Below are 18164 nucleotides of genomic sequence, written 5' to 3'. Positions count from 1 at the left end.
TGGCGTGCTCTAGCGTGCGAGGGATGACAGAGATCCTTCTTTTCCACCACGCCCTGGGGCTCACGCCCGGCGTCCTCGAGTTCGCCGAGCAGCTTCGCGGCGCCGGCCACACGGTGCACACGCCGGACGTGTACGACGGGAACGTCTTCTCCGACCTCGAGGCCGGTCTCGCCTTCGCCAGGAAGACGGGTTTCGGCGAGCTCCACGCCAGGGGCCTCGCCGCCGCCGACGACCTGCCGCACGAGATCGTCTACGCCGGGTTCTCCCTCGGGGTGATGCCGGCCCAGGAGCTTGCGCAGACCCGGTCGGGGGCCGCGGGTGCGTTGCTGTTCCACGCGGGGGCTCCCACGTCGGAGTTCGAGCGGCCGTGGCCCGCGGGGGTGCCACTCCAGATGCACGTCATGGAGGGTGACGAGCTGGGCGACGTCGACGTGTGCCAGGCGCTGGCCGAGGAGATCGACTCCGCGGAGCTGTACCTGTACCCGGGCTCGGGCCATCTGTTCGCCGACTCGGGCTCGGTGGACTACGAGCCCGAGTCCGCCCGCCTGCTGACCGACCGCACCCTCGCGTTCCTCAGCCGCCTGTCGTGACCCGGCCGGACGCCCTGACGCCGCCACGAACGCGCCGCTGGCTGTCGCTAGCGGAGGCCTTCCCAGAGCGCGCGTTCCCAGGTCCGGGGATCTTCCACGACCTGGGACGTCGTGTCGAAGCGCATCGTGGCGCGGCTGCCCAGGTCGTACGTCGGCCAGCCCGGGTCACCGCTCGTGGCGAAGGAGACCCAGGCGGCGTGCATGGTGTCGGCGAGCTCCTGCGGCGGGTCCTCCCCCAGCAGCGGCCCGAAGAGCCGGGCGTCCTTGCTCACGGTGTCGAAGACGAACGGGATCTCGACGGCGTGGACAGCGCCGAGGCCCGGGGCGGACCAGGCGAACTCGTACATGTAGCTGTTCGAGGTGTCGTTCACGTGGGCGTCGGCCAGGCGGATGGCGGGGATGCGCACCCACCAGTCGGTCTGCACCGCGGCGAGCAGCTCCCCGGGACTCGCGTCGGGATACCGGGACCGGTACGCCGCGAGGGCGCTCTCGACCGGGAGGCCGTAGGCAGCCAGGGACCGGTTCCCGGAGACGGTGACGGGTGCGGTCAGGTCCTGCTCGGTGACCTGATCGATCGCACCGGTGATGACCAGGAACAGCCTCCAGTCGTCGGTGTTGGTGCCGACCAGGAGGTCCACCTGAGTACCGGCGCCGGCCGCGATCCGCTCCAGCGGCGGACCGGGGACGACGTCGCCGTCGACCACCGGCTGCCACGGCATCGAGCTGCCGACCATCTCCGGACCCCAGCGCTCCTGGTCCGCGAAAACCTCTGCCTCCAGCTCCGTCTGCGCCGCCAGCCGCCGGTCCACCGGCACGGCGGCGATCTCCTCACGAGTCGGCGGCACCCCCAGCTTCTCGGCCAATGACCGGCCGATCCGCGATGCGGTCGTCGGCGAGCTGACCTGATGCGCCGCGCCGCTCTGCGGGATCGCGCGGCGGAACAGCCCCTCGGCGCGGGGCATGGAGAGCAGGGTGCCGATGCTCATCGCGCCGGCCGACTCCCCGAACACGGTGACGTTGCCGGGGTCACCGCCGAACGCGGCGATGTTCTCCCGCACCCACTCCAGTGCCGCGACCTGGTCGAGCAGACCGACGTTCGCGACATCGTCGCCGAGGTACAGGAACCCGTCGGCCCCGACGCGCCAGTTGATGACCACGCAGACCACGCCGTCGCGGGCGAAGTGGCTCCCGTCGTACGACGCCGTCGACGAGATCGTGAACGCGCCGCCCTGGATCCACACCATCACCGGCAGCCCGGCGCCGCCGGGGTCGGGAGTCCAGACGTTGAGGAGCAGGCAGTCCTCACCGGTCAGGGCGGTGTCCCAGTCCGTCCCGGCCGCCTCCGGAGCCGCCACCTGAGGCGGCGACGGTCCGTACCTGGTGGCGTCACGCTCACCACTCCACGGTTCCACCGGCCGGGGCGGGCGGAGCCGGTTCGCACCCGACGGCGGCGCTGCGTACGGAACGCCCAGGAACGCGTGCACACCGTCGACGACGCTGCCGCGCAGCCTGCCGTGCGCGGTCGCGATGGCGTCACCCATACCCACCACGGTGGGACGCCCGCACCCCTCGCTGCAGAGGCGAAGGTCCCACGCTTCTCGGCGTCTGCTGCGCGTTGGCTAGGTGCAGTCCGTCGTGGTCGACTCGAACCGAACCTGACCGTTCGCGAAGACCAGCCGTCCGAAGTCGGTGCAGCTCGTGAGGTCACCGTCCTGCTCGATCTGCTGGAGGCGGCTGGAGACCACGACCACGGGCTCGCCGTTCCGGTAGACGTACTGCTCGTCGATCTCGAGGCTCGCGTAGTACGTCGTCTCGGCATAGATGTACTCCTCCTGCACGAGGTGGACGGTCAGGATCCACCGGCCCGAGGGAGTCGTGCTCAGGCTGTAGGTCCCGGTCACGGTCTGGCAGATCGTGACTCCGTCCTCCACCTGGCAAAGGGTGTTGTCCACGCGCCTGCTGTTCGTGGCGGACGCCGGCGCCGTGGCCCCGAGGAGGACTGACACGGCCACCAGTGCGGCGGCCACGAGTGGTCTGACTGATGACGTACGCATGCTCTCTCCCCCACTGGGCCGGCGACTCGACCGTGACCAGCATCCCGTCCCTGCGAGCCCTTGTCTCTGCCTCGTTCGCACTACCTGACGCGCATGCACCGCTCCGGCGGCTGGTGGACGGGTGGATCACGGGATCTGAGTAGGTGAGCGGATGTGCCCGCGGTCACCACCGTCGACAGTGAGAGACATGGAGCGTGCATTCCAGGCGCACGAGGTCCGGCTGAACGAGAAGGCGGGGATCGATCATGACCACTGGGGACAGCGCAGAGCAGTTCTCGCCCTACGGCACGTCGCATCAGCTCGCGATCATCCTGCTCGTCGTGGTCGCTGTCGCCCTCGTCTGGGTCGGCCGAGCCTACCGAACGAGCGATCGTGCGGATCGCCTCGGCAGGCCGCTCGCGGTGGCGATGCTGGCGTCCACGCTCCCGTTGCAGATCCTCTACTTCACGCCCGGCTACTGGGATCTCGAGCGCACGCTGCCCCTGCAGCTGTGTGACCTGGCCTCGCTGGTTGCGGCCTACGCCCTGTGGACCCATCGGTGGTGGGCGGTCGGCCTCACGTACTTCTGGGGCCTCACCCTCACCACCCAGGCAATCATCACGCCGGACCTCGTGTCCGACTTCCCCGACCCCGTCTTCCTGCTGTTCTGGGCGATGCATCTTCTGGTCGTGTGGGCCGCCATCTACCTGACGTGGGGCCTGGGCCTGACCCCGGACTGGCGCACCTACCGGACGTCGATGATGGTGACGACGGTGTGGGCGGCGACCGTCTTCGCGTTCAACGTCGTGGCGGACACCAACTACGGCTACCTCAACGCAAAGCCGGGTGCGGCGTCGATTCTCGACCTGTTCGGTGCATGGCCGTGGTACGTGCTGGCAGAGATCATGATCATCGCCGCGGTGTGGGCGCTGGCGACCTGGCCGTGGGTCGCCCTGGCCGCGAAGCGTGAGAGTGAGGCGGTAGCGCTAGCCGCCGCAATCTGTGACGGCGAGGCGCCGCCGGCGCGCGCCTGCGAGTCCGGTCGGGTGACCGAGTCAGCTCAAGGAATGGATGAGTGACCCGCAGGTCTCAGCCGACCGACACCCTCCGGGGCCAACGAGTCGTCGGTCATCGTGTGGCGGACGAGCGGGTGGCGCAGGTCTACGAGCTCGCGACCAGGGGCTCTGCGAGCGCCCGCCGAGGTCTACGGTCGGTCTGATCGAGGTCATCCGTCGCGGATGATTACATCGTCTTCGGGTCGTCGGATGGTCGTAGGAACGAGTGTGCTCGACGTGCACACCGGCCCAGTGGGGCGCCCGCGCCGACCGAGTCAAGGCGTGGATGACTGACGTGGAGATCTCTCATGACCGAGCCCGACCGCACGATCCTGCCGCTGAGCGCACCGGAGTTCGCAGGGACGGCGAACCATACCCTTCGAGGCTCCGAACCGGACTGGAACCTGATCCGTCATCCCGAACCTCCTCAGGGCGCGCCGAACGTGTTGTTGGTGCTGATCGACGACGCCGGGTTCGGGAATCCGAGCACGTTCGGGGGGCCGATTCAGACCCCGAACTACACACGGCTGGCCGAGGCGGGGTTGCGGTACAACCGGTTCCATGTCACGGCGCTGTGCTCCCCGACGCGCGCGGCCTTGCTGACGGCCCGGAACAACCACGCGGTCGGTTTCGGGTCGGTGGGTGAGTTCTCCAGCGGCTTCCCCGGCTACACCGCGATGCTTCCGCTCGAGTGTGCTCCGCTGCCGCGGATCCTGCGCGACAACGGCTACAGCACCGCCGCATTCGGGAAGTGGCATCTGACGCCAGACGGGCAGCAGGGCCCGGCCGGCCCCCTCGGACGCTGGCCGAACGGTTGGGGTTTCGATTACTTCTACGGCTTCCTCGGCGGCGACTCCGGCCAGTGGGACCCTTGCCTGGCGGAGAACCAGAAGATCATCGGGACCCCGGCGGAGTACTACGACGAGGAGAACCCCTACTACCTGCCCGACGCGATGGCCGACAAGACCATCGAATGGCTGCACGGGGTGCGTGGTCAGGAGGCGCACAAGCCATTCTTCGTCTACTTCTCCACCGGATGCAGCCACGCCCCGCATCACGTCGCCTCGGAGTGGGCAGACAAGTACAAGGGCCAGTTCGACCAGGGCTGGGACCGGTTGCGGGAAGAGGTCTTCGAGCGGCAGAAGCGGCTCGGGGTCGTCCCCGAAGACGCGGAGCTGACGCCGAGAGACGACGCCATCCCGGCCTGGGACGACGTCCCTCCACGACTGCAGGCTCTCTACGCACGTCAGATGGAGGTGTACGCCGGCTACTCGGAGAACGCCGACCACAACGTCGGTCGGGTCATCGACGCGATCGAGGAGCTGGGCGAGCTCGACAACACTGTGGTCATCTGGATCTGGGGCGACAACGGCGCCAGCCTCGAAGGCACCGTCACCGGATCGTTCAACGAGATGACGATGCAGAACGGCATCCCGCTCACCGACGAGATGCAGCTCCAGCTCGCCGAGCGGTACGGCGGCAACGAGTCCTGGGGCGGGCCCATCATGGACCCGCACTACTCGGCTGCCTGGGCATGGGCCGGGAACACCCCGTTCAAGTGGGGAAAACAGGTCTGCTCGCACCTCGGCGGCACCCGCAACCCGATGGTGATCCACTGGCCCGAGCGCATCGTCGAGCCTGGCGGTCTGCGTTCCCAGTTCACCCACGTGACCGATGTCGGCGCGACCATTCTCGACATCGCCGGCATCCCCGCCCCGACCCGGGTGGACGGGGTCGACCAGGAACCGCTGCACGGCTTCACCTTCGCCGACTCGCTGGTCGACGAGGCGGCGCCGGAGACGCACACCCAGCAGTACTTCGAGACGATCGGCAACCGCGCCATGTACCAGGACGGCTGGTGGCTGGCGATGAGGACCCCGCGCATCCCGTGGGTGGTCACCCCCGAGGCTCTGCGGCCCTACGCCCCGGACGTATGGGATCCCGACGCCGACCCGGCCGAGCTGTACTACCTGCCCGACGACTTCACCCAGGCCCACGATCTGGCCGCCGACCACCCCGAGAAGGTCCAGGACCTCAAGGACCTGTTCTGGCAGGAGGCAGAGAAGTACAAGGTGCTGCCGCTTCTGGCCACGCTGTCGTCCTTCTTCGGCATCACGCCGCCCCTCGACGACACCGACACGATGGAGTTCCGCGGTGATGTCCAGAACGTCGCACCCGGCATGATCCCGCGCATCTACAACCGCTCCTACGCGATCAGCGCAGACCTCGTCGTACCCGACGATGGTGTCGAAGGGGTGATCGTCGCCGAGGCCGACCACCTTGGCGGCTTCTCGCTGTTCGTCGACGCCGGCCGACTGACCCACACCTACTCGATGATGGGCGTGTTCGTCTATCGCCAACAGGCCGACAGCTCGCTACCGACCGGCGAGGTGAACGTGCGGATGGAGTTCGCCGCCGACGCGGCCAAGCCCGCCACCGGTGGGCAGGTCACGCTGTTCGTGAACGACGCCCCGGTCGGCGGCGGACGGATGGACCACACGGTCCCGATGCGCTTCTCCGCCTACTCGGGCATGGACATCGGCCGGGACAACGGCGGCGTGGTCGACCTGAGCTACGCCGACCGGCGGCCGTTCGCGTTCACCGGCACGGTCAAGAAAGTCGTCTTCGACGTCAAGCCGCATCTCAGTGTCGAGGACGAGCAAGCCGTCCACAAGCTCGCCCACCACGCCCACGCCGCACACGGGATCTCGGGATGAACCCCGCCACCGCCGGACTCAAGGTCCTCTCGTTGCCCTTCGACCACGAGACCACCGACGTGCTGATCGGCAGCTACCTGTCCCAGACCGCTGCCCACGACGACTACCAGGCCGCACTGGCCTGCGGCGCCTACCTGCACGGCGCGATCCTGGTCGGCAGGGACCTGACTGGCAAGGTCTCGGTGGAACAGTCCGACCACATGGTCCGCGAGGCCGCGCAAGGGCTCGGCACCCTCGGATTCCTCACCGGACTGGTCGCCTGGCCGCTGATCCCCTTCACCACCGGCTTCGGTGCCGCGATGGGCGGGGTCCTCGGCGAGGCGCTGCACCTGCTCACCGAGACAAAGGTCAAGGGTCAGGCGGCGACGGTGATCCCGCTCGGCTGCGCCGCGCTGATCCTGGCCTACCCGCGTTCCTCAGCCACCGCAGTGGAACCGGTCATGACCAGGGCGGTCATCAAGGCACATGGCGAAGCGAGCGGCCACCACGTCCAGGCGCTCAGAGGCGCACTCGCCGGCGCGCAGCAGCAGATGGCCGCGACCGGGCCGTAGACACGCCCATGGATGAGCGACAAGCAGCCGCGCGACCCGTTTGCTGTGCGGCACCGCGCGGGGACAGCGGCGACAACCCCGCGCCTTCGCGTGCCGGCCCAGGGCAGGCCACCACCACAAGCATCGCCGCGGACAGCTCGCTGCTGCATCTGCCAGGCGGGTCGTTCACGATGGGCGGCGACGACCCTGACGGGTTCACTGCCGACGGCGAAGGCCCGATTCGCCGGGTCACCCTTTCACCGTTCCGTATCGACCGGTACGCCACCTCCAACCGGAGGTTCGCGGAGTTCGTGAACGCCACCGACTACCGAACCGACGCCGAGCGGTACGGCTGGTCGTTCGTCTTCGCCGGCCTGCTGCCTGCCGGCTTTCCGATCGCCAGCGCGGTGACGCAAGCACCGTGGTGGCGGCAGGTGTATGGCGCCGACTGGCGACACCCCGAGGGCCCAAGCTCGTCACTCACCGAGCGGATGGACCATCCGGTGGTGCATGTCTCGTGGAACGACGCTGTCGCGTACTGCCAGTGGGCCGGGCGGCGACTTCCCACGGAAGCCGAATGGGAGTACGCCGCTCGCGGCGGCCTCGAGAACGCGAGGTACGCGTGGGGCGACGAGCTGACACCCGGCGGCCGGTGGATGTGCAACATCTGGCAAGGCACCTTCCCCACCGAGAACACCATGGCCGACGGCTATCTCGGCACCGCACCGGTCGAGGCCTTCGACCCCAACGGCTTCGGTCTCCACAACGTCGCGGGCAACGTCTGGGAATGGTGCGCCGACTGGTTCAGCGCCACCCACCCGAACACCGCGACGGCCGACCCCAGAGGTCCGCGGGGCGGCGAGTCCAAGGTCATCCGCGGCGGCTCTTACCTGTGTCACCACTCCTACTGCAACCGGTACCGCGTCGCGGCCCGAACAGCCAACACACCGGACAGCTCCACCGGGAACATGGGATTCCGCTGCGCCGCCACCTAGACAGTCCACCACCGCGGCCTCAGGCTCGCGCGCTCAGGCGGGGTCGAGCAACAACCCTGACTGGCTCGCCTGATATGCCGCCGGCAGAATTGGACGAGAGCCGACGAAGCCGGAGGCAGCCTTTCGTATTCCTCGGTTCAGTGCACGAGAAGTCGCAGTCACCGCTTCCCAGTTCCACGCGTCGGGAGCACCGAGCCAGTCGTAGGTCTGCGCCCGACCCGCAGCGCGCCTTTCGCTGTTGTGTCCCAGCGTTGAGCGGGACAGTTGGTCGTGCGTCACCTGGCCCACGTGGAGGTGAATCAAGCCCCAACCCTCGCAGCGGAAGTCGTAGTCACCCCGTCGGTAGGACGGACCTCGCAGCGAGACCTTCCGGAACGTAGGAGCCACGCCACTGTCGGGGGCAAGAAGCACGAGGGTGAGGCGGCTGGGCGACGAACCCCGCCAAGCACCCAGCACCTCGTCAGCAGAATGGAACTCGCGTATGCCTTCGTTCGGACGCGACTGGGTCTCAAACGCTCTGAGATCCAGGTCGGGCTCGAACAGGCAGTCGACGAGCAAGGGATGGTCGTCCTCGACAGCATAGAAATAGAGCGACGGCACACGGAGATGCTAGACGCGCACGAGTGCCAGCGGGCAGCACCCAGGTTGCTGATGACCACGTTCTTGCTGCTCGTCGGTGTCAGTGGCAGAACTTCGTGGCTCCAGGCCGTCGCGGCCGTGCTCTTCGTCTTCAGTCTGCCGAGACTCGCGACTCGACGTTGGTGGCACTATGTCCGGACTGGTGTGCCCCTGGAGGAGCCTGTTGATCCGCACTATCGGGAGTCTGGGGTTTACCGGGTAGAGCTGCTTGGTTCACGGTGGCGGAGGAGTGGAGTGAGTCGAGTGACAACGCGATGGCAGAGCGGATCGCCAGGGCCGGAGGTCGTCCCCGAGTAGCTGGCGCTGGGTCGACCGTCTAACCAGCATAAGGAGGCGGCAAGACCCGGGCAGCCCCGCACGCACCGCGGCAGTCCCGGGCGATGGTCGTCGGCCGATGGAGTGCCTAGTTCGGAACCGGGTGCGTGCTGTCCATGACCACCGTGGCCCGGGTCGGCACACGGCGAAGTAGATCCGTTGACCCTCGACGCAGCGCCGCATCGTCGGATGCTCCGGATCAGGGTGGCTGCCGTCCCTGTGTGCCATCCGTCGAGCAGTCTCGGTGAAGGGCACGTCGAGGAAGACTGACCAGTCCCACCGGTCCACCAGGAGTCGCGGAAGAATCCCTCCGGCGACTCCTGGCCGAGGCGGTACCGGGTCTTCCGCGGAGCCAGGAAGTCGTCCTCGTGCACGATGACTGCCGGTCGTCCGGCGCCATCGATCGCCCACGCAAGTAGGCTCGCAAAGGTCATCTTGCCGGAACCAACAACGCCGTCGACTGCGATCACTTCGGGACGTCGGAGGGCAACCAAGTCTCGGGTGAGTTGCGGACAACGCCGGTCCAAGCTTGGGATCACTGGGAGTAGTGCCAGCGGAACAACGCACGGGACTTCTCCTACGGCTGCGGCCCGGCCAGACTGTTCGGCACGTGACTCTCCAGCAGGCGCTGTCCGCTGAATTTGTCCGGGTACAGCGCCGGGGTGGCTCTCCTACACATCGGATGATGCGGCTCCGGGTCGGCGCCCTCATTGTTGAAGGGATCTCGGTGAGCTAACTGACGATGGCGAGGCGGCGCTGCTGGTCCTCGGCGATTTCGCCTCCGCGGAGAGGGACGGGAGCCATGACGATTGAGGCTGATGACGCGCGCGCCCGGATCCCGCTGCAGCGCACTGCGGCGGACGAAGCTCACCTCAAGAGATCGGTCGAACGCGAACTCCACGTCCAGTTTCCATCGGTGACGGTCGATCAAGTGAAAATCCTGGTTGAGTGCCTCTGGTCTCACTTCGAGGGCGCTCCTGTCCGGGACCTTGTGCCGTTGTTGGTCCGGAAGCAGGCGATGGAGGAGTTGCTTGACCACCTCGGTCCTCGGGCAGAAGCGATGGTTCTGCCCCCTGCGTCCCCTCACCCGTGACGAGCTCGCCAATGACCGCAGCCTTCTCACGTGGCTTCGTACGGGGATCGCTCTGTTCAGGCTGGGATTCGTGGTGGCCAAGGTCGCGTTGCTTGTGCAGCTTGGTGCCACCGGAGCACCCAGAGGCCCCATCAGGACGAACAACGCCCCGGACCTGAGGGTTCGGGCGTCCACGATGTCTCGAGACATCACAGGGTAGGGCGGGTGGGACTCGAACCCACGACCCAAGGATTATGAGTCCTCTGCTCTAACCGACTGAGCTACCGCCCCGCTCGAGCGCCGCCAGACCGCAGCCGCTCCGACCCGGAAGCCTACCGCCAGCAAGACCATGTCCTCGGGCAGACCCACGTGCCATGCTCGACGCATGAGCGACAGCGTCCCGGACCAGGCCCCTCCCCCGTTCGAGCACGTCACGGAGGACTGGCAGCGCGCCCTGTGCGTCGTCGCGCACCCCGACGACATGGAGTTCGGCGCGGCCGCGGCCGTCGCCCGCTGGACCGGCCAGGGCAAGGACGTCGTCTACTGCATGGTCACCAGCGGCGAGGCGGGCATCGACGGCATGCACCCGTCCGAGGCGAAGGCGGTCCGCGAGGCCGAGCAGATCGAGTCCGCGCGGATCGTGGGGGTCGACGGGGTGGACTTCCTCGGGCTGCCCGACGGGATCCTCGAGTACGGCGTCCCGCTGCGGCGTGCCATTACCGCCGCCGTACGCCGGCACCGGCCCGACGTAGTGATCACCAACAACTTCCGCGACAGCTGGGGCGGCCGGAACCTCAACCAGGCCGACCACATCGCCACCGGCAAGGCCACGCTGGACGCGGTCCGTGACGCGGGGAACCGGTGGGTCTTCCACGAGCAGGTCGAGGACGGCCTCGAGCCGTGGGGCGGGGTGTCCCAGGTGTGGGCGGCGGCCTCCCCCGACGCCCGCCACGCGGCCGACATCACCGCCACCTTCGACAAGGGCGTGGCGTCGTTGCGCGCGCACCGGGCCTACATCGACGGACTGGGCTGGGAGGACTTCGACCCGGCCGAGTTCCTGGAGGGGATGTCCCGCGCGTCCGGCAGCCGGCTCGGGGTTGCCCACGCGGCGCCGTTCGAGGTGTTCTCGATGGGCTGGGGCGACTGAGCCGGGCGCACGAGACGACTCCGGAAACGACGAAGGGCCCCTCAGGGCCCTATCGCGTGAAGCTCCCCCGGTTGGACTCGAACCAACAACCCTCCGGTTAACAGCCGAATGCTCTGCCAATTGAGCTACAGGGGATCAAGCGGCGCGAACGCCGCGGCCCGCATAGGTTAGCAAGTCAACTGCTGCTCCGCTAAATCGAGGGCGGAGCGGCGGCGTCAGAGCCCGAGCTCCTCCTGGGCGGCCACCAGACCGGCCTCCGCGGCCGCCATCACGGCCGGGTCCTCCGGGTCGATCCCGGGGTCGAACTCGTAGACCCAGGTCACCTCGCCGTCACCGCGGGGCGGCCGCCGCGCGATCACGTAGAGCCCGCGCTTGCCCTCGACCACGACCCGCCGCTGGAGCACCACGGAGGCGGTGACCCGCTCCCGCACCAGCTCGACCAGCAAGCCGGGGTCGCCGATGGAGAACGTGTGCACCGGCCGCTCACGACCGAAGTCGCCGACCTCGACGACCCGCAGCTGCTCGTCGTCACGCTTCCAGTCCGCGGTCTCGACCCGCTGCCACGGGATCCGGGTCACGGCGGCCGCGCCCCCGGTCTCCGAGACGGTCTGCGCACCGGACGCGGGCACCACCAGCAGCACGTCACGCGTGCCCAGCAGCCAGCCTCCGTCCCCGGTCCTGGCGCCGGCGAGCACCTTCTCGCCGCGGCCGAGCTCGGCCCGCTCGACCACCTCGGCGGGCACCTCGACACCGCGCCGGAACGGCTTGCGCACTACGCCTCCCCGCCGATCGCCCGCTCGCGCAGGTTGCGGCGGTGCTGCTCGAGGGCGACCAGCTCGCCGAACATCCGGTTGTACTCGGTGGCGTGCTCGACCGGGTTGGTGCGTTGCAGCTTCGACTTCACGTCCGCGATCCGCCGCATCACCGTCACCTCCTGGAGCCGGTAGACATGCGCGGCGACGTAGGCGTCGTTCGGCTCCTTCATCGACAGCAGCGGCTCGACCGCGAGCGCGTTCAGCGCCTGCGCGACCGCGGGCTCGGCGACGTTCTCCTGCAGCTTCGCCACCCAGACGTCGTTCCCGGGCGCGGCGGACGGACCTCCACAGGCGCTGACCGCCTCCCACACCCCGCGGTACGTCGGGTGGGTGAAGTCGTCGGCGTCGACGTCCTTCGCGGCGCGGCCCACGACGAGCGGGTGCTGCACGACGAGCTTCAGGGTCTCCCGTTCGAGGGAGAACCGCGGGTCGCGCAGGTCGGGCAGCGGCGGGGCGGCGGGCCGCTCCGGCTGCTCGGGGGCCTGGGCGTACGGCGCCCCGCGGTCCGTGCCCGGTCGACGGCGGTCGTCGCCGCTCTTCGCGGGACGGAAGGCGGCGCGGCGTACCTCGGCCCGGGCCTCGTCGACGTCGATGCCGACCATGCCGGCCAGCTCGCGGGCGAACGCGTCCACCTTGGACTTGTCGCGGATGCTCGACACGAGCTTCGCGGCCTCGCGCAGCGCGTCGACCCGGCCGTCGGCGCGGTCGAGGTCGTAGCGGGAGACCACGTTGCTCAACACGAACCGGTACAGCGGGATCCGTCGCGCGACGAGCTCCCGGACCGCGGCGTCGCCCTTCTGCAGCCGCAGGTCGCAGGGGTCGAGCCCGTCGGGCTCCACCGCGACATAGGTCTGCCCGACGAACTGCTGGTCGCCGCCGAAGGCACGCAGCGCCGCCCGCTGGCCGGCCTCGTCCCCGTCGAAGGTGAAGATCACCTCACCGCGGAACTCCTCGTGGTCGTGCAGCAGCCGGCGCAGCACCCGGGCGTGGTCCTCACCGAACGCGGTGCCGCAGGTCGCGACCGCGGTCGGGACTCCGGCCAGGTGCGCGGCCATCACGTCGGTGTACCCCTCGACGACCACCGCCTGGGACGAGCGGGCGATGTCGCGGCGGGCGAGGTCGATCCCGTAGAGCACGTGGCTCTTCTTGTAGATCGGGCTCTCGGGGGTGTTCAGGTACTTCGCGTCGATCCGGTCGTCGTCGAACAGCCGCCGCGCGCCGAAGCCGATGGTGTCGCCGGAGGTGTCGCGGATCGGCCAGAGCAGTCGGCCGCGGAACCGGTCGTAGTGACCTCGCTGGCCCTGCGCGACCAGACCGCCGGTGACGAGCTCCTCGTCCTTGAAGCCCTTCTGGCGCAGGTGCTTGTAGAGCGCGTCGCCGTCGCGCGGTGCGAACCCGACGCCGAAGCGCTCGGCAGCGGCCTTGTCGAAGCCGCGCTCGGAGAGGAACTGCCGACCCGCGACCCCCTCCGCGGAACCGAGCCGGTCGACGTAGTACTCCCCCGCTACCTTGTGCGCCTCGATCAGCCGGGGCCTCAGGTTGGTGTCGCGGCGCGGCTTCGCTGGGCCGTCGCCCTCGGTGTAGCGCAGCTGGACGCCGTACTTCTCCGCGAGCCGCTCGACGGCGCCGGTGAACCCGAGGCCCTCGATCTTCTGCAGGAATCCGATGACGTCGCCGCCCTCACCGCACCCGAAGCAGTAGAAGACGTTGCGGGACGGGGTGACGTGGAACGACGGGGACTTCTCGTCGTGGAAGGGGCACAGGCCCTTCTCCGAGCCGCCGCCGGCGTTGCGCAGCGTGACGTAGGAGGCGACGACCTCCTCGATCCGGGCGCGCTCGCGCACCTGCGCGATGTCTTCCTCTCGGATCAGGCCTGCCACGAGGTGCGAGTCTACGTCGTGCCCGAGCGGCCGTTGACCCGGTTCCCGGACACTGTGGAACCGGTCTCGTCGGGCCGTTTCACGACGCCCGCGAGCACGCCGCCGTCAGCGCAGCCGGGCGTGCCAGGCGAGGGCGGAGGCGTCGGTCAGCGAGGCTACCTGGTCCACCACCACCCGCAGCCGGGCCGCGTCGGAGCCGGCCTCCGCGAGGTCGGCGCGGAAGGCCGGCTCGAACAGGTCGGGCGGCCCGTCCCGCAGCGCGGTGACCAGGTCGGCGACCACCTCTCGCTGGGTGACCATCACCGAGACCCGGTCGTCGGCGCGCATCACGTAGTGCGCGGCGATCCCCTTGAGGCAGCCGATCTCCAGCCCGGTCGCGCGCGGCACGACCAGGTCTGCGTCGTAGCGCACCAGCGGACCGGTGCCGTACTTCTCGTGCGTGGCGTGCTGGACGCTCGTGCAGAACCGGCCGATCAGGTCGCTGGTCAGGTTCTTCAGCGCGGCCTGCGCGGAGCGGCTCCCGTCGTACGGCGCCGTGGGCCACGCGCCCGTCGCGGACAGGGCGTCGAGGGCCTCGTCGAGCTCGGCGTCGGAGGCGTCGGGCAGGTACCAGTCGCGCACCGTGCCCCACACCTCGCGGCGGCGGCCGGTGTCCCGCAGCCAGGACAGGTCGATCCGCCCGGCCACGACCGCGTCCTCCAGGTCGTGCACGGAGTAGGCCACGTCGTCGGAGAGATCCATGACCTGCGCCTCCAGGCAGCGCCGGCCCGGCTCGGCGCCGGCACGCATCCAGCTGAACACCGGCAGGTCGTCGTCGTACACCCCGAACTTGCGCACCGCGCTGGCCGTGCCGTCGGCGTGGACGCCGCGCGGGTCGGTCGCCCCGGTGCGCGGCCAGGGGTACTTCGTGCTCGCGTCGAGGGTGGCCCGGGTGAGGTTCAGTCCGACCGAGCGCCCCGCGGCGTCGACCGACTTGGCCTCCAGCCGGGTGAGGATCCGCAGCGTCTGCGCGTTGCCCTCGAAGCCCCCGCACGCGGCGCTCAGCTCGGCGAGGACCCGCTCGCCGTTGTGCCCGAACGGCGGGTGGCCGATGTCGTGCGCGAGCGCGGCGGTCTCGACCACGTCGGGGTCACACCCCAGGGTCTTGGCGAGGTCACGGGCGACCTGGGCCACCTCGAGCGTGTGGGTCAGCCGGTTGCGGACGAAGTCGTCGGACTGCGGCCCCACGACCTGGGTCTTCGCGGCGAGACGGCGCAGCGCGGCCGAGTGCACCAGGCGGGCCCGGTCGCGCTCGAACGGCGTCCGCTCGGCGCGCTTCGGAGGCTCGTCCACCCAGCGGGCGCACGCGGCCTCGTCGTACCTGCTCGTCATCGACCCCATCGCAGGCGAGCGTACTGCGCGGCACCGACACCCCGGGCCGGTGGCGAACCCCTCAGGCGCCGAGCGTCCCGGCCAGCTCGACGAGCGAGGCGACGGTGAGCACCGGCGGCGTGGCGTACGACGGGTAGGGCCGGCGGTCGCGGTCGACCCACGCGGTCTGCATGCCGGCGCGGGCAGCGCCGTCGACGTCCCAGGGGTGCACCGCGACCATCAGCATGTCCGGGAGCGGGGTGCCGCAGACGTCGGCGGCGTGCTCGTAGGCGCCGGGCCCCGGCTTCCACACCCCGGCGTCCTCGACGGAGAGGACGTCGGAGAACAGGTCGCGCAGGCCCGCGTCGCCGAGCAGGCGCTCCGCGACCTCGGCCGACCCGTTGCTCAGCGTCACGACGCGCAGCCCCTGCTCGGCGAGGGCACGCACGCCCGGGGCCACGTCGGGGTAGAGCGGCAGCTCCATGAACCCGGACAGCACGTGCTCCACGGCCCGCTCGAGCTCCGGCCCCTCGCCGGGCACCGCGGACACCTCCCGGGGCAGCAGCTCACGCAGCAGGTCGGCGCCGAGGTCCCGGAAGGTGGCGGTGCTCCGGGCAGCGGTCAGCGCGAACCCGTCCCGCAGGACCGAGGCGAACCACAGCCGTGCCAGGGACGGGTCCGCGCCGACCTCCGCGAACCGCTGCCCCATCGGACGCAGGTCCGACAGGGTCTCGTTGACGTCGAGGACGACGACGGACGGCGGTCTCACGGCAGTTTCCCCCTGAGGCTGGGTCAGTAGACGGTGACGTGGACGTGGTCGTAGTGGTTGGCCGTGTCGGAACCACGGTCCTCCATGTAACGCCAGCCCTCGCTGCTGCGTTCCACGGTCCAGATCTGCTGGGCCCAGATGACCTCGCTGACGCCGAGGGCGTCCGCGTTGTCCCGCGCGAAGTCGGCGATCGCGTCACCGGTGCCCGAGTCGCTGATCATGATGTCCAGCGCCTGGCCGGTGCCGTGCTCGTCGTCGTCACCGGGGCGGACGCCGCCGTACGTGGTCACCTCGGGGAACGCGGCGCAGACCGCGCGGTGCACGGCCACGGCGTTGGGCACCAGACCGCTCTCGACGTCGGAGCCGGACGCGCACTCGGCCGTCGACAGGCCGCCGGAGGAGGCGACCTCCTCCTCCTCGGGCGCGGCCGCGGGGGCCGACTCCTCAGCGGGAGCGGGCTCCGGCACGGGCTCGGGCTCGGGCGGCTCCGGCTTGTTCTCGACGAGGTAGGCGCGGTGCACCCACAGCGACTTCTTGTCCACGACGACCTCGGCCCAGGCGCCCTGGACGTCCTCGGAGACGGCGATCTTCTCCCGCTCGTCGAGCACGTCGACCAGCTTGCTCTTCTCGGTCGGCTCGGACCAGACGTTGAGCAGCGTGCTGGCGTACTCCTGGTCCTCGACCTTCGGGGGCTTCTCCTTCAGCTCGACCCGGTCCGCGGAGCGCGAGATCGGCGCCACGCGGACGGGCACCGCCTCGGGCTTCACCCGCACCTCCGGCGCGGGCATCGAGATCGCGGACGTGGACTGCGCCTTCGTCTCGGGCCAGGCGACCGCGGCGGCCGAGGTGCCCAGGACCGCTGCCGCGGCGACCGGGACCCCGACCCGGACGAGGCGCGCCGGCAGCGGCATGGACGAGGAGGACGCGGACTTGTGGCGGAAGAACGCCACGGCAAATCACCAACCAGGGGATCGACAGGGGAAACCGGAACAGAACGTCGAGTGAAACATGACGCCCCCCGCCGTCTCCAAATTCGACCCTGTCGTGGTGGTGAAACACACACCGCCCGTTTTGTCCGAACCGGGTCAGCCGCCCGACATCTCCGCAGCGTCCTCGCGCAGCGCCGTACCGGTGCCGTCGGTGTCGTCGAGCCAACCCTCGGGGAGTACGACGCGGCGCGGGCTGCCCTGGCGCCCGCGCGGGGTGCCGAGCTCGGCCACCGGGAACGCCTCGTCGGGGTCGAGCCGGGCCAGCAGCTCGTCGAGGGCACGCAGCGAGGTGACCAGCGCGAGCGAGCGACGCAGCTCGCCCCCGGCCGCGAACCCCTTGAGGTACCACGAGACGTGCTTGCGGAACTCCTTGCAGCCGCGCTCCTCGCCCATGTGCTGGCACAGCAGCTCGGCGTGGCGGCGCATCATCGCCGCGACCTCGCCGAGCGTGGGCAGGGTGGCGACCTGCTGGCCGGCGAACGCGGCCGCGAGGTCGCGGAACAGCCAGGGCCGGCCGAGGCAGCCGCGACCCACCACGACGCCGGCGGCCCCGGTCTCGGTGACCATCCGGATCGCGTCGGCCGCCTCCCAGATGTCACCGTTGCCGAGCACCGGGATGTCGACGTGGGACACGAGGTTGCCGATCGCCTCCCAGTCCGCGGTGCCGGAGTAGGCCTGGCTCACGGTGCGCCCGTGCAGCGCGATCGCGGCGGCGCCGGATTCCTGCGCGACACGGCCCGCGTCGAGGTAGGTCAGGTGGTCGTCGTCGATGCCCTTGCGGGTCTTCATCGTCACCGGGACGCCGTACGGCTCGGCGGCCTTCACCGCGGCGGTGAGGATGTCGCCGAGCAGCCGCCGCTTCCACGGCAGCGCCCCTCCCCCGCCCTTGCGGGTGACCTTGGGCACCGGGCAGCCGAAGTTCAGGTCGATGTGGGCGACGCCGTACTCCGCGCAGAGGATCTCCGCGGCCTTGCCGACGTAGACCGGGTCGGTGCCGTAGAGCTGCACCGACCGGACGTCCTCGAGCTCGTCGAAGACGAGCATCGACAAGGTGACCTCGTCGCGCTCCACGATCCCGCGGGAGGTGATCATCTCGCAGACGTAGAGCCCGGCGCCCTGCTCGCGGCACAGCCGCCGGTACGCCGCGTTGGTGATCCCGGCCATCGGCGCGAGCACCACGGGCGGGCCCACGCGCAACGGCCCCAGGACGAGCTCCCGGGGTACGGCGGCGGCGGTAGTGGTCACCGGACCATTGTCCCCGGGGGCCG

At 69.9% G+C, this 18164-nt stretch carries 17 protein-coding genes and 2 tRNA genes; 8 read left to right on the top strand and 11 right to left on the bottom strand.

Annotated features, from left to right (window positions below):
- Nucleotides 1-23 precede the first annotated feature (23 nt).
- Nucleotides 24-590, top strand: coding sequence for a dienelactone hydrolase family protein (locus K1X13_RS18555; protein ID WP_221026616.1), 567 nt, complete (start codon nucleotides 24-26; stop codon nucleotides 588-590).
- Between the two features lie 47 nt (nucleotides 591-637).
- Here K1X13_RS18555 and K1X13_RS18550 read toward each other — a convergent pair whose 3' ends face one another.
- Both K1X13_RS18550 and K1X13_RS18545 read right to left on the bottom strand, forming a co-directional pair.
- A complete protein-coding gene (locus tag K1X13_RS18550) occupies nucleotides 638-2131 on the bottom strand; it encodes a carboxylesterase/lipase family protein (protein WP_221026615.1) in 1494 nt (497 codons plus the stop codon).
- Nucleotides 2132-2209: 78 nt separating this feature from the next.
- Complete coding sequence (locus K1X13_RS18545) at nucleotides 2210-2521, bottom strand: hypothetical protein (RefSeq protein ID WP_221026614.1); 312 nt, start codon at nucleotides 2519-2521, stop codon at nucleotides 2210-2212.
- 368 nt (nucleotides 2522-2889) lie between these two features.
- On the opposite strand from K1X13_RS18545, the gene K1X13_RS18540 reads away from it, so the two are divergent.
- From K1X13_RS18540 to K1X13_RS18525, 4 genes are all read left to right on the top strand, one after another.
- On the top strand, nucleotides 2890-3702 hold the full coding sequence (locus K1X13_RS18540) for a YwaF family protein (protein ID WP_221026613.1): 813 nt from the start codon (nucleotides 2890-2892) through the stop codon (nucleotides 3700-3702).
- A gap of 284 nt (nucleotides 3703-3986) precedes the next feature.
- Nucleotides 3987-6395, top strand: coding sequence for an arylsulfatase (locus K1X13_RS18535; protein WP_221026612.1), 2409 nt, complete (start codon nucleotides 3987-3989; stop codon nucleotides 6393-6395).
- Nucleotides 6392-6946, top strand: a complete 555-nt coding sequence (locus K1X13_RS18530; protein WP_221026611.1) for a hypothetical protein — start codon at nucleotides 6392-6394, stop codon at nucleotides 6944-6946. The genes K1X13_RS18535 and K1X13_RS18530 overlap by 4 nt, the downstream gene beginning before the upstream one ends.
- 8 nt (nucleotides 6947-6954) lie before the next feature.
- Nucleotides 6955-7920 carry a formylglycine-generating enzyme family protein gene (locus K1X13_RS18525; RefSeq protein WP_221026610.1) on the top strand — a complete coding sequence of 322 codons (966 nt, stop codon included), beginning with the start codon at nucleotides 6955-6957 and terminating at the stop codon, nucleotides 7918-7920.
- Between the two features lie 33 nt (nucleotides 7921-7953).
- Here K1X13_RS18525 and K1X13_RS18520 read toward each other — a convergent pair whose 3' ends face one another.
- Nucleotides 7954-8520: a hypothetical protein gene (locus tag K1X13_RS18520; RefSeq protein ID WP_221026609.1), complete on the bottom strand. Its 567-nt coding sequence runs from the start codon at nucleotides 8518-8520 to the stop codon at nucleotides 7954-7956.
- Between the two features lie 1156 nt (nucleotides 8521-9676).
- Between K1X13_RS18520 and K1X13_RS18515 the strand changes: the two genes are divergently transcribed.
- Together K1X13_RS18515 and K1X13_RS19870 are read left to right on the top strand one after the other, a co-directional pair.
- On the top strand, nucleotides 9677-9967 hold the full coding sequence (locus K1X13_RS18515; RefSeq protein ID WP_221026724.1) for a three-helix bundle dimerization domain-containing protein: 291 nt from the start codon (nucleotides 9677-9679) through the stop codon (nucleotides 9965-9967).
- The gene (locus tag K1X13_RS19870; protein WP_372450713.1) at nucleotides 9864-10166 is read left to right on the top strand and encodes a DUF202 domain-containing protein; all 303 of its coding nucleotides are present in this window, start codon (nucleotides 9864-9866) and stop codon (nucleotides 10164-10166) included. Before K1X13_RS18515 ends, K1X13_RS19870 begins: the two co-directional genes overlap by 104 nt.
- Here K1X13_RS19870 and K1X13_RS18505 read toward each other — a convergent pair.
- Nucleotides 10164-10237 (bottom strand) — tRNA-Ile (locus K1X13_RS18505). The genes K1X13_RS19870 and K1X13_RS18505 overlap by 3 nt on opposite strands.
- 94 nt (nucleotides 10238-10331) lie before the next feature.
- Here K1X13_RS18505 and K1X13_RS18500 point away from each other — a divergent pair.
- Nucleotides 10332-11093 carry a PIG-L deacetylase family protein gene (locus tag K1X13_RS18500; RefSeq protein ID WP_221026607.1) on the top strand — a complete coding sequence of 254 codons (762 nt, stop codon included), beginning with the start codon at nucleotides 10332-10334 and terminating at the stop codon, nucleotides 11091-11093.
- A gap of 62 nt (nucleotides 11094-11155) precedes the next feature.
- On the opposite strand, the gene K1X13_RS18495 is transcribed toward K1X13_RS18500, so the two are convergent.
- From K1X13_RS18495 to dusB, 7 genes are all read right to left on the bottom strand, one after another.
- Nucleotides 11156-11228, bottom strand: a tRNA-Asn gene (locus K1X13_RS18495).
- Between the two features lie 80 nt (nucleotides 11229-11308).
- Nucleotides 11309-11866, bottom strand: a complete 558-nt coding sequence (locus K1X13_RS18490; RefSeq protein WP_221026606.1) for a hypothetical protein — start codon at nucleotides 11864-11866, stop codon at nucleotides 11309-11311.
- A complete protein-coding gene (gene dnaG, locus K1X13_RS18485; RefSeq protein WP_221026605.1) occupies nucleotides 11866-13788 on the bottom strand; it encodes a DNA primase in 1923 nt (640 codons plus the stop codon). Before dnaG ends, K1X13_RS18490 begins: the two co-directional genes overlap by 1 nt.
- 105 nt (nucleotides 13789-13893) lie before the next feature.
- Nucleotides 13894-15168 carry a deoxyguanosinetriphosphate triphosphohydrolase gene (locus tag K1X13_RS18480; RefSeq protein WP_225915347.1) on the bottom strand — a complete coding sequence of 425 codons (1275 nt, stop codon included), beginning with the start codon at nucleotides 15166-15168 and terminating at the stop codon, nucleotides 13894-13896.
- 52 nt (nucleotides 15169-15220) lie between these two features.
- The gene (locus tag K1X13_RS18475; protein ID WP_221026604.1) at nucleotides 15221-15907 is read right to left on the bottom strand and encodes a haloacid dehalogenase type II; all 687 of its coding nucleotides are present in this window, start codon (nucleotides 15905-15907) and stop codon (nucleotides 15221-15223) included.
- Nucleotides 15908-15930: 23 nt separating this feature from the next.
- Nucleotides 15931-16857, bottom strand: a complete 927-nt coding sequence (locus K1X13_RS18470; RefSeq protein ID WP_308249632.1) for an SH3 domain-containing protein — start codon at nucleotides 16855-16857, stop codon at nucleotides 15931-15933.
- 135 nt (nucleotides 16858-16992) lie between these two features.
- Entirely contained in the window at nucleotides 16993-18141 is a 1149-nt protein-coding gene (gene dusB / locus K1X13_RS18465; protein ID WP_221026603.1) for a tRNA dihydrouridine synthase DusB, read from the bottom strand.
- Nucleotides 18142-18164: the final 23 nt, after the last annotated feature.

It is taken from the genome of Nocardioides jiangsuensis, assembly GCF_019679455.1.
GTDB classification, from domain to species: Bacteria; Actinomycetota; Actinomycetes; order Propionibacteriales; family Nocardioidaceae; genus Nocardioides_C; species Nocardioides_C jiangsuensis.
This window is presented reverse-complemented; position numbering and strand designations above follow the sequence as displayed.

Coding starts and splice junctions, on each gene's coding strand:
- K1X13_RS18480 (WP_225915347.1), bottom strand. CDS start 15,168: ATGGGGTCGATGACGAGCAGGTACGACGAGGCCGCGTGCGCCCGCTGG.
- K1X13_RS18525 (WP_221026610.1), top strand. CDS start 6,955: ATGGATGAGCGACAAGCAGCCGCGCGACCCGTTTGCTGTGCGGCACCG.
- K1X13_RS18535 (WP_221026612.1), top strand. CDS start 3,987: ATGACCGAGCCCGACCGCACGATCCTGCCGCTGAGCGCACCGGAGTTC.
- K1X13_RS18530 (WP_221026611.1), top strand. CDS start 6,392: ATGAACCCCGCCACCGCCGGACTCAAGGTCCTCTCGTTGCCCTTCGAC.
- K1X13_RS18540 (WP_221026613.1), top strand. CDS start 2,890: ATGACCACTGGGGACAGCGCAGAGCAGTTCTCGCCCTACGGCACGTCG.
- K1X13_RS18555 (WP_221026616.1), top strand. CDS start 24: ATGACAGAGATCCTTCTTTTCCACCACGCCCTGGGGCTCACGCCCGGC.
- K1X13_RS18550 (WP_221026615.1), bottom strand. CDS start 2,131: ATGGGTGACGCCATCGCGACCGCGCACGGCAGGCTGCGCGGCAGCGTC.
- K1X13_RS18500 (WP_221026607.1), top strand. CDS start 10,332: ATGAGCGACAGCGTCCCGGACCAGGCCCCTCCCCCGTTCGAGCACGTC.
- K1X13_RS18515 (WP_221026724.1), top strand. CDS start 9,677: ATGACGATTGAGGCTGATGACGCGCGCGCCCGGATCCCGCTGCAGCGC.